The organism is Actinocrinis sp. (genome assembly GCF_035946395.1).
Lineage (GTDB): Bacteria > Actinomycetota > Actinomycetes > Streptomycetales > Catenulisporaceae > Actinocrinis.
In genome coordinates this window covers 1-10,806 of sequence record NZ_DASYZI010000403.1, presented here as the reverse complement: position 1 = coordinate 10,806, position 10,806 = coordinate 1, and the positions used below count along the sequence as shown (strand labels likewise).

Sequence of the window (10,806 nt, the reverse complement as noted above, 5' to 3'; positions counted from 1 at the left end):
CGCGTCGGGGCTGCCGGTGTGCACGTAGTTGTACAGCGTCTGGTGGTCCATCTTGCTGTAGTCGGTCATCTCTCCCCCTCGCTATGCCGCGCCGACTGATGTCGATGTCGTTGTCGTGTTCGTGCCCGTGCTCGGCGGTGGTGCATACGTCGGGCCGCCGTCCTGTGTGCTCTGCGTGGGCTGGGGGCTCGGCGTGGTCGGAGACGTCGTGGTCGGCGTGCTCTGGCCCTGCGGGTAGGTCGTTGTGGTCGTCGGCGTGTCGCCGTACTGAAGCAGGATCGCGTTGAACTTCGAGGTGATTTCCTGCTCGGTCTGCTTGTACTTGTCCGCGTTGGCGCCGACGATGTTGATCATCGTATTGACCAACTGGGTGACTTCGTTGAACGCGCTGATGAGGTCCTGCTTGGTCTGCTCGTAGGCGGAGGCGAAGGACTTCGCCTCGGGGAAGTCACCGAACATGCCGGAGCCGTCACTCATGATCATGACGGAATTGTCCTGCTCAAGGCCCTGGAGAATCACGGTGAGCTTCTGCTGGAACTGCTCCAGCGATTCGATCTGCACCGCGTACATCGCGCCCCCGCCGCCACCAGCGTCGAGCATGGCGTCACCCCGCTTCCCGATCCCGTCTGCCGTTCACCGGTCCCGTGTGCGTCCTGATCCTGTCCTGTCCTGACCTAGCCTCGCCTGATCCTGTCCTGCCGGGCGCCGGCTTGGCGTCGCGCGCATATCAGGGCTATAGGGCTATCTGGACGCACTTCTCAGGGAACTCTAGCGAAAAACGGCGCCGCGCAGGAGATTGCGCGGCGCCGTTCGGGAGTCTTTCGGGCCGGTCGGGGCTTTGCGCGGGTGTGCGGATGTGGGGTGTATGGATGTCTGGGCTTTGGACGTCCTGATTGTGCGTCAGGCCTTGCTTGGGTTAGGCACCCATGGCGTGCACGCCGCCGTCTACGTGGACGACCTCGCCGGTGGTCTTCGGGAACCAGTCGGACAGGAGGGCGATCACGCCTCGGGCGGCCGGCTCGGGGTCCTTCATGTCCCAGCCGATCGGGGCGCGGGTGTCCCAGACTCCTTCGAAGGCCTCGAAGCCGGGGATGGAGTTCGCCGCCATGGTCTTGACCGGGCCGGCCGAGATCAGGTTGCTGCGGATGCCCTTCGGGCCGAGGTCGCGGGCCAGGTAGCGGCTGGTGGATTCGAGGGCCGCCTTGGCCACGCCCATCCAGTCGTAGCCGGGCCAGGCCACCTGGGCGTCGAAGTCCAGGCCGACGATGGCGCCGCCGCGCTCGCCGAACAGCGGGGCGGTGGCGATGGCGAGGGACTTGTAGGAGAACGCCGAGACGTGCACCGCGGTGGCGACCGAGTCCCAGGGGGTGCTGAGGAAGTTGCCGCCGAGCGCGTCGGGCGGGCCGAAGGCGATGGAGTGCACGACGCCATCCAGGCCGTCGACGTGCTCACGGATCCGGTCCGGCAGCGCGGCGAGGTGCTCTTGGTTGGTGACGTCCAGCTCGATGACCGGAGCCGGCTTGGGCAGGTGTGCGGCGACGCGGTTGACCAGCGACAGCCTGCCGAAGCCGGTCAGCACGACCTGCGCGCCCTCCTCCTGGGCCAGCCGGGCGACGCTGAACGCGATCGAGGCGTCGGTGATGACGCCGGTGATGAGGACGCGCTTGCCGTCCAGGATTCCCATCTGGCTAGTGCCCCATTCCCAGACCGCCGTCAACCGGGATGACGGCTCCGTTGATGTACCCCGCATCGGGCGAGGCCAAGAATTTCACCACGCCGGCGATCTCGTCCACGGTGGCGTAGCGGGCCATCGGCACCTGGGCGACGATCTCCTTCTTGCGCTCCTCACCGAGCACCGCGGTCATCTCGGTGTCGACGAAGCCGGGGGCGACGACGTTCGCGGTGATCGCGCGCGAGCCGAGTTCGCGGGCCAGCGAGCGGGCCATCCCGACCAGGCCCGCCTTGGACGCGGCGTAGTTGACCTGGCCCGCCGATCCCATCAGGCCGACCACGGAGGAGATGAAGATGATCCGGCCGCGCCGCAGCCGCAGCATGCCCTTCGCGGCGAGCTTGGCGACCCGGAAGGAGCCCTTGAGGTTGGTGTCGACGACGGCGTCGAACTCCTCGTCGCTCATCCGCAGGATCAGCGTGTCGCGGGTGATGCCCGCGTTGGCCACCAGGATCTCGACCGGCCCGTGCGCGGCGGCGACCTCCTGGAAGGCGCGCTCGACGTCCTCGGGCACGGTGATGTCGCACCGGACCGCGAGGAACGAGCCGTCGCCCTTGACCGGCACGACCGGCGGCTCGCCGGAGCGGTAGGTGATGGCGACCTTGTCGCCCTGCTCGGCGAAGGCCCGCGCGGTGGCGAGACCGATCCCCCGGTTGCCTCCGGTGATGAGCACTGATCGGGGCGCGTTGTTCTCGGCCACGCGGTACGTCCTTCCATCGTCGCGAAGACGGCTGATCCCGCAGCGAACGCTATCGGTTTCTCACGCCGTGCCCTGCCTGTGGGGGACTACAAAAGCGCTGGGACAGCCTCGTGGAGTTCAGCTAGGTTCAGGCACATGCCAGAACACGGTGTGAATCAGGTCGCGCCCGGCCCGCCCGGAGGGGACTTGTCGAGGGTCGATCCCTCGTTCCTCGCGCTGCCGCTGCGAGAGATGGCGCGGGCAGCGCTGGACCGGGCGCGAGAGCTTGGCGCCCAGCATGCCGACTTCCGCTCGGAGCGCATCCGCGAGCAGATGATCCGACTACGCGACGGACAGCTCGACGGAGTGAACGACGGCGCGGAGGCTGGGATCTCGGTCCGGGTCGTGCACGCGGGCAGCTGGGGCTTCGCGGCCGGCGTGGTGCAGACGCCGGAGGCGGCGGCGCGGCTGGCCGAGCAGGCGGTGGCGGTCGCGCGGGTGTCCCAGCCGGTGAACTTCGAGCCGGTCGTGCTCGCGGCTGAGCCCTCGTACGGCGAGCGGGTGTGGGTGTCGTCTTATCGGATCGATCCGTTCGAGGTGCCGGACACCGAGAAGATCGCGGTGCTCACCGAGTGGTCGCAGCGGCTGCTGGACGCCGACGGAGTCGACCACGTGGACGCTTTCGTCCAAGCCGTCAAGGAGAACAAGTTCTACGCGGACACGAACGGCACGACGACCATTCAGCAGCGGGTGCGCGTGTATCCCGGGCTGGAGGCGGTCACGGTCGACGCCGAGGGGAAGTACGGCGCACTGGGCGCCTTCGACTCGATGAGCACGGTGGCGCCGCCGGTCGGGCGCGGCTGGGAGTACGTGACCGGCGCGGCGGACGAGGCATGGGACTGGGACGGCGAACTGGCGCGGCTTCCGGAGTTGCTGGCGCAGAAGCTGGCTGCGCCGTCGGTGGAGCCGGGTGAATATGATCTTGTGATTGATCCGACGAACCTGTGGCTGACGATCCACGAGTCGATCGGGCACGCGACGGAGCTGGACCGGGCCCTGGGGTACGAGGCCGCGTACGCGGGCACATCGTTTGCGACGCTGGACCAGCTGGGCACGCTCAAGTACGGCTCCGCCGTGATGAACATCACCGGTGACCGGGTCGTCGAGCACGGGCTGGCGACGGTGGGTTTCGACGACGAGGGTGTGCAGACGCAGCGCTGGGACATCGTCAGCGGCGGCGTTCTGGTGGGTTATCAGCTCGACCGGCGGATCGCGCAGCTCAAGGGGCTGCACGGCGGCCGGTCGAACGGCTGCGCGTTCGCGGACTCGCCGGGGCACGTACCGATCCAGCGGATGGCGAACGTCTCGCTGCAACCGGCGCCCGACGGGCCGTCGACCGAGGAGCTGATCGCGCGGGTCGAACGGGGTCTGTACATCGTCGGCGACAAGTCCTGGTCGATCGACATGCAGCGGTACAACTTCCAGTTCACCGGGCAGCGCGCGTTCCTGATCGAGAACGGCCGGCTGGCCGGGCAGGTGCGCGACTTCGCGTATCAGGCCACGACGACGGATTTCTGGGGCTCGATGGAGGCGGTGGGCGGGCCGCAGACGTATCGGTTGTGCGGTGCGTTCAACTGCGGCAAGGGGCAGCCCGGGCAGATCGCGCCGGTGTCGCACGGCAGTCCGTCGGCGCTGTTCCGGGGCGTGCGGATCCTCAACACGGTGCAGGAGGCGGGGCGGTGAGCGGCGCAGGCGCAGGCTCGGTGAGCGGGCAGAGCTCCGCACAGGTCGTCGCGGAGCGGGCGCTGGGGCTCTCCCGCGCTGACGGCGCGGTGGTGCTGGTGGACGAGTCGTCGACGGCGAATCTGCGCTGGGCGAACAACACGCTGACCACGAACGGTGTAGCGGCGAGCCGCTCGGTGACGGTGATCTCGACGGTGAACGGCGCGCAGGGCACCTCGGCGGCCGTGCTGTCCCGCTCGGGCGTCGACTTGGACACGATCGAGGAGCTGGTGCGGGCCAGCGAGCAGGCTGCGCGGGACGCGGGGCCCGCGCAGGACGCGCAGCCGCTGGCCGGCCCGGAGTCCGCAGCGGTGGCCACGGGCGCGGGCGCACGCTGGGAAGACGCTGCGCCCGGCACGTCGATCGACGTCTTCGGTTCGTTCGCCCCGGCGCTCGGCGAGGCCTTCGAGGCTGCGCGCGCGGCCGGGCGGCTGCTGTTCGGGTACGCCGAGCACTCGATGACCACGACGTACCTGGCCACGTCGGCGGGGCTGCGGCTCAAGCACGACCAGCCGGCCGGGAAGGTCGAGTTGAACGCGAAGTCGGCGGATTTCGCCCGCTCCGCCTGGGCGGGCCGGTACACGCGGGACTTCGCCGACGTGGACGTCGCGCAGCTGGGCACCGAGTTGGCGCAGCGGCTGGACTGGCAGAAGCGGCACGTCGAGCTGCCGCCGGGCCGCTACGAGACGATCCTTCCGCCCTCGGCCGTCGCGGACCTGTACGTCGAGCTGGTGCAGTCCGCCTCGGCGCGGGACGCCGCCGACGGGCGCACGGTCTTCTCCGCTGCGCCCTCGACCGGATCGCCCAGCGGCACCAAGGTGGGCACGCGCATCGGCGTCGAGGGCGTGCGGATCTGGTCGGATCCGCACGCCGAGGGATTGCAGTACGCGCCGTTCGCCGTCTCGCACCACTCGTCCTCGTCGCAGTCCGTGTTCGACAACGGCCTGCCGGTCGCGGCGACGGACTGGGTACGCGACGGCGTGCTCGAACACCTCGTGACCACCCGTCAGTCGGCGCAGGCCACCGGCCTGCCGCTGGCGTTCCCGGCCGGAAACCTGCTGATGGAGGGCGGCGGCTCGGCGACGCTGGAGCAGATGACGCGCTCCACCGAGCGGGGATTGCTGCTGACCTGCCTGTGGTACATCCGCGAGGTCGATCCGCAGGTGCTGCTGCTGACCGGGCTGACCCGCGACGGGGTGTACCTGGTCGAGGGCGGCGAGGTGACCGGCGTGGTCAACAACTTCCGGTTCAACGAGTCACCGGTGGACCTGCTCGGCCGGATCACCGAGGTGGGGCGGCGGGAGCAGTGCCTGACACGCGACTGGGGCGACGACTTCACACGCGCCTCGGTGCCGGCGCTGCGGATCGGCGACTTCAACATGTCGTCGGTGTCGAAGGCGAGCTGAGCACGGCGGTGTGAGCCATTACTGGATGCGAATCCTTACCGGCCGCCTACTCGCGCACCCTCTTAACCGCGTCGGCGGGCCGGTCGTACGCTGGTGGCGTGCAATCTGAGCACGAGCACAGCTCACACGACGATGACCGGGTGTACGGCATCACCACCGCCGAGACCAGCCACATGCAGGAGATCACGCGGCGGCAGAAGCAGTACATCCTGACGATGCTTGTCCGCGTGGTCTCGATCATCGTGGTGGTGGTCGTGCCGGGGATCTCCTGGCCGTTGAAGGTCGGGCTCTGCCTGGTGGCGACGATCATCCCGTACGTGGCGGTGGTGCGGGCGAACGGCGGGCCGAGCCGGGAGCAGGATCCGACGAACCTGATGCTCGGGCCGCGGCACGGCGAGCTCGGCTCGGCGCAGCCGGGACTGCCGGGCACCGGCGAGACCGGGGATCTCTTCACCGGCGAGTACATCGTCGGCGAGCGCGTGACCCCGGCGGACCAGACGAGCCGGGCGCACCAGGCCGACCAGGCCGAAGAAGCGGGCCGAGCTTCGCAGGACTCGACGGCCGACGAGCCGGCGGCGGAAGATCCTGAGCACTCTGGGCAGGAGCCGAGCCGGCCCTGAGCGGGGCGCTTACAGCCCGCTGAGGCGGGAACCTTTTCAACTTCTGGAATTTCGTGAACGGGGGTTCACGAGTTCTGGCGGGCATGCCATACTTCTGATGCACGCCCCGCTCCCCCGTCGGGGCGGCGCCCCGCGGGGCCGACCGTTCACGGCGCCCCGCCGCATACTGGGTGGCTCCCCCCGTGGCTGTCCAGGATGCCGCGTCGGCTCGCGTCCCCCCGTGCGCGAGCCGACGCCCTCCATTTCCAGCCTTTCCGGCCTGCGATACACGCCAGATGACGCATGGCTGACCGGGGGCTGCGCTGAGTCGCCCTTTCGAGTGATTGCGCGGGGTACGCCGCCGTCTGTCAGCCGCCGATGGCGGACATCGGCCGGCCGGGCTGGACGAACCCGGGCTCGCCGATCCCCGCTGCGGCCTTCTTGCCAAGCATCGCGACGCGCCACACGGCGGCGACCTCCTCGTCGTCCGCGCCGGAACGCAGCAGCCCGCGCAGGTCGGTCTCCTCACGGGCGAACAGGCAGGTGCGCACCTGGCCGTCCGCGGTCAGCCGGGTGCGGTCGCACGCGGCGCAGAACGGCCGGGTGACCGACGCGATCACGCCGACACGGCCGCCGCCCGAGGCCGCGGGGCCGCCGTTCACCAGCCAGGTCTCGGCCGGCGCGGCGCCACGCACCGCTTCGCCCTCGGGTTCGAGGACGAACGCGCGGGAGAGCCAGTCCAGGATCTCGGCCGCGCTGACCATGACGGCGCGGTCCCAGCCGTGCTGCGCGTCGAGCGGCATCTGCTCGATGAACCGCAGCTCGTAACCGCGTTCCAGGCACCAGCGCAGCAGCGCGGGCGCCTCGTGGTCGTTCACACCGCGCATCAGCACCGTGTTGATCTTCACGGGGAGCAGGCCGGCGAGCACGGCGGCCTCGATCCCGGCGAGCACCCGGGCGTGCTTGTCCCGGCGTGTCAAAGTCTTGAACGTGTCCGGGTCGAGCGTGTCGAGGGAGACGTTGACCCGGTCGAGCCCGGCCTCGGCCAGCGGCGCGGCCAGGCGTTCGAGGGACACGGCGTTGGTGGTCACCGAGATCACCGGCCGCGGGCGCAGCGCCGCCAGCCGGGCCACGATGCCGACGATTCCCGGGCGGATCAGCGGTTCACCGCCGGTCAGCCGCACCTCGCGGATCCCGAGGCGGGTGACCGCGACGCGCACCAGCCGGATGATCTCCTCGTCGGTGAGCATGTCGGGCCTGGGCAGCCAGGGCAGGCCCTCGGCCGGCATGCAGTAGGTACAGCGCAGGTCGCAGCGATCGGTCAGGGACAGCCGCAGGTCTGTGGCTGTCCGGCCGAAGTGGTCCGTCAGCGCCGTACCCATGACCCGAGCCTAGCGCGCGCGACCGACGCTTTCGTGTCCGCGTGCGCACGCGCCAGGCGGCGCTCGTCACCGGACGACGACCTACCGCTTGCCGACGGACACGAAGTCGCGGTCCGAGGGCTGGAAGTAGCGGTCGGCGGGCTGCGTGAAGTCCCACAGCTTGGTTATCGTCGGGATGGCCGGGCTGCTGCCGGGACTGTAGTTCATGAAGGAGACCCAGTCCGGGTTGATGTCCAGCTCCATCGCGGAGACCGCGCCGGCGGACTTCAGCAGTTCGGCGAGCGTGTAGACGGACAGGAACCGGCCGCTGACGTACACGATGTCGCCGGTCGCGGTCATGCCGACGCCGGAGCGGGCGATGAAGTACGAGTTCTTGATCGTGTAACCCCACTGCTGGCTGGATCCGTCGCCGGGGCCGACCGTGACCTGGCCCTTGTCCACCAGCAGGCTGAGGTTCTGCCGGACGGCGGTGATCGTCGGGTCCATGGTCTCGTCCCGGCCCCACATGCCGATCTTGAGCGAGCCGTCCTTGTAGAACACCTCGGCGGCCTTGCCGCTGACCAGCGGCACGACGGCGCGGCCCTCGGCGTAGAAGCCGGCGAGCGCGTCGTCCGGCTTGACCTTGAACCCGCCGTTCCAGGTGGCGACCAGGTTCGCGCGCTGGCTCACCGGGACGAGGTCGGGCGTGTTCCAGTTGCCGCCGGGCTGTTGGTAGCCGGGGTGCAGGGTGAAGGAGAGCGCCTTCTGGTTCATCCACACCACGTACGCGAGGTCCGAGGTGTGCTGGGCGTCGGGGCGCAGCGCGGCCTTCTCGACGATCGGCACGCCGCTGGCGTTCATCGTCACCGGATGCCAGATGCCCTCACCGGGCACGGTGCCGGAGGCGAGCGGCACGATGTCGGTCGGCAGATCGGCCTTCACCTTCGGCGGCGGCGGGGCCGCGGTGGCGCCCTGGAGCTGGGCAAGCTGGCTGGCGCTGAGGCTGCCGCCGGTGGGCGGCGCCTTGTACGTGGCGTTCTCCAGCCAGGTCACCGCCCAGCCGAGGTGGTGGTCGCGACCCCACTCGGCGATCCGCGCGTTGAGCCGGTCCGTGCCGGGCGCGGCCAGATACGGGTAGAGCGTGACGCCGACGTACCCGACGATCAGCAGGAATGCCGCCAGGATGCTACGCCAAACGATCTTGCGGCGTCGGCGCACGTGCGGGGGTACTTCCTTCCTGCCCCGGCGCCGACGGCCCGCACCTGCGGGGCCGTCCGGATCGTCGGGATCGAGACCGGCCTCGTCCGGGCCGGACGCGTACGGGTCCTCTTCGAGCAGACTGGTTGCGCCGAGTCGGTCGGCGGCACGGCCCCGACGGCCCGGGGCGCGCGTGCCGGGCACGTACGGGTCGTCGCCATACGCGTCAGCGCCGTACGCACCGGCACCGCGGGGGTCCGCACGGCGAGAGCCGCCGCCACGCGGGTCGCCACCATATGCGGCGCGGCCATAGTCATCGTTACCGCGCGAATCACCGCCATATTGGTCGGCACTGTACGAATTAGCACCGTATGAATCGGCACCGTACTGATCCGGATCGTACGAGTCGCTGCCGTATGACCCGCCGTAATACGGCTGTGCCTGCTGGGGACGTCCGCCGCCGTCACCGCCGCGTCCGTAGGCGTCCCGGCCGCGACCGCGTTGTCCACCGCCGTGTTGACCTCCGCTGTGCTGTCCACCACCGCGCTGCGCCGGCCCGGGCTGTCGGGCCTGGCGCTGCCGCTCCGCGGCCTGCTGATCGTGGGCACGCGTCTGGAAGGGGTCGTACGGCTCGGGGCGGTTGGATTGGCGGGGCTGCGGCTGGCGCACGGAATCGCCGTAGTAGGGCTCCTGGTCGGGCGGCGGTGTCGGGCCGAATTCCGGGTAACCGGCGCCGTCGGATCCGTAGCTCATGGTGCGGCAGTCCCCAAGTGTCTCCGTGGGCGGCCCGAACCGCCCCGCCGAGTTTCAGTCTTTCTTCATGGAGGACGCCGCCTCGCTTGAGAGCAGTTGCCTGCGGGCGGCGTCTTTCTGTTATGCAGCCGGGCATCCGGTTCGGCCGAGTCTAATCGCGCGAATGGTCGATCGCCCGTTGACACGAGCGAACGCACGGCCGAACTCGCCCGAAGCACGCTCAGGTTCCCGGCGGCCGGCTGGGCTGGCCCGGCGGCGGGTACTGACCGGGAAGCGGAGTGAAGCCGGAGGATCCCCAGCCCGCGGCCGGGTTCCACGGCTGCGCCGGGTTCGCTGGCTGACCCGGGACCCACGGCTGCCCCGCACTCCACTGCGCGGCAGGCTGCGGCCAGGCCGGGTACGCAGCCGAGGGCTGGCCGGGAACCGGAGCCGTCGGCTGCTGTCGGCTCGCGGCCTGTTCCGCGGCCGTGAGGTCCTGCTCGATCACCCCGCCGGCCTGGCTGTAGGCCACGAAAAGCAACACGCTGACGATGATCTCGATGATCCACCAGAACTGCCCGGCGACGTAGTCGTTGAAGCCGTGCAGCACCGCGGTCAGCAGCAGCCCGAAGCCGGCCAGCCAGACCCGGTGCCGCGGGAAGCGCACGGCCAGGCCGATGAAGTAACCGGTGATCCCGGCCCACACGGCATGACTCATCGGGTCGGTGACGAACCGCCAGGAGCCCTGCGTGATCGAGGCGAGGACCACCTCGGCCGCGGAAGCGCCCTGGTTGGCCGCGTTGCTCAGGTCGGCGGGGATCACCCGCGTGACGTACTCGACCGCCTCGGCGGCGCCGAAGGCCAGGCCGCTGACCGCGCCGAGGAAGAGGTAGTCCTTCGGCGTGAGCTGGGCCCACGTCGTGCGGTACAGCAGGAGGGCGAGCACGGCGACGGGCAGCGCCTTGGCGAACTCCTCCGGCAGGCCGACGGTGAGAACCGAGGCGAAGAGGTTGTCGGTGCCGGCGTGCAGGGTGCGCTCCAGCCAGACCGCGATCGGCGCCTCAAGGACCAGGCCGATCGCGGCGATCTCGGCCAGCATCAGCGGCCGGACCATCGGCGGGCGCACCGAGATCCACAGCACGAGCAGCCACGCGCTGGCGAAGTAGAGCGCGAAGGTCCAGGAGGATTCGTCGGTCTGGCTCAGGTCGGGGAAGGCCACCAGCGCGAACGAGGGCACGACGACCAGCGCGACGAACAGCACCGTGATCCAGTTGCGCAGCGAGCGGTCGCGCAGCCACCGGCCGAACGGCAGCAGCACGGC

Annotated in this window: 9 protein-coding genes; 3 read left to right on the top strand and 6 right to left on the bottom strand. The window is 70.0% G+C overall.

Going from position 1 to position 10,806, the window contains the following annotated elements; translation table 11 throughout:
* Positions 1-81 precede the first annotated feature (81 nt).
* From VGS97_RS25415 to fabG, 3 genes are all read right to left on the bottom strand, one after another.
* A complete protein-coding gene (locus tag VGS97_RS25415) occupies positions 82-600 on the bottom strand; it encodes a hypothetical protein (protein ID WP_326856178.1) in 519 nt (172 codons plus the stop codon).
* A 316-nt stretch (positions 601-916) separates the two neighbouring features.
* Positions 917-1,684, bottom strand: coding sequence for an enoyl-ACP reductase FabI (gene fabI, locus VGS97_RS25410; RefSeq protein WP_326856177.1), 768 nt, complete (start codon positions 1,682-1,684; stop codon positions 917-919).
* Positions 1,685-1,688: 4 nt separating this feature from the next.
* Positions 1,689-2,429, bottom strand: a complete 741-nt coding sequence (fabG, locus tag VGS97_RS25405) for a 3-oxoacyl-[acyl-carrier-protein] reductase (RefSeq protein ID WP_326856176.1) — start codon at positions 2,427-2,429, stop codon at positions 1,689-1,691.
* Positions 2,430-2,564: 135 nt separating this feature from the next.
* Between fabG and VGS97_RS25400 the strand changes: the two genes are divergently transcribed.
* The 3 genes from VGS97_RS25400 to VGS97_RS25390 all read left to right on the top strand — a co-directional run bounded on the left by VGS97_RS25400 (position 2,565) and on the right by VGS97_RS25390 (position 6,216).
* Positions 2,565-4,151, top strand: a complete 1,587-nt coding sequence (locus VGS97_RS25400; RefSeq protein ID WP_326856175.1) for a TldD/PmbA family protein — start codon at positions 2,565-2,567, stop codon at positions 4,149-4,151.
* Positions 4,152-4,171: 20 nt separating this feature from the next.
* Positions 4,172-5,596: a metallopeptidase TldD-related protein gene (locus VGS97_RS25395; RefSeq protein ID WP_349262258.1), complete on the top strand. Its 1,425-nt coding sequence runs from the start codon at positions 4,172-4,174 to the stop codon at positions 5,594-5,596.
* 98 nt (positions 5,597-5,694) lie between these two features.
* Positions 5,695-6,216 (top strand): DUF3099 domain-containing protein, encoded by a 522-nt coding sequence (locus VGS97_RS25390; protein ID WP_326856173.1) that lies wholly within the window; start codon positions 5,695-5,697, stop codon positions 6,214-6,216.
* 347 nt (positions 6,217-6,563) lie between these two features.
* On the opposite strand, the gene moaA is transcribed toward VGS97_RS25390, so the two are convergent.
* The 3 genes from moaA to VGS97_RS25375 form a co-directional block, all read right to left on the bottom strand.
* Positions 6,564-7,577 carry a GTP 3',8-cyclase MoaA gene (gene moaA, locus VGS97_RS25385; RefSeq protein ID WP_326856172.1) on the bottom strand — a complete coding sequence of 338 codons (1,014 nt, stop codon included), beginning with the start codon at positions 7,575-7,577 and terminating at the stop codon, positions 6,564-6,566.
* A gap of 81 nt (positions 7,578-7,658) precedes the next feature.
* Positions 7,659-9,506, bottom strand: coding sequence for a phosphodiester glycosidase family protein (locus VGS97_RS25380; RefSeq protein WP_326856171.1), 1,848 nt, complete (start codon positions 9,504-9,506; stop codon positions 7,659-7,661).
* A gap of 220 nt (positions 9,507-9,726) precedes the next feature.
* Positions 9,727-10,806: PrsW family glutamic-type intramembrane protease (locus VGS97_RS25375; protein WP_326856170.1), on the bottom strand; the 1,080-nt coding region annotated here is incomplete at its 5' end.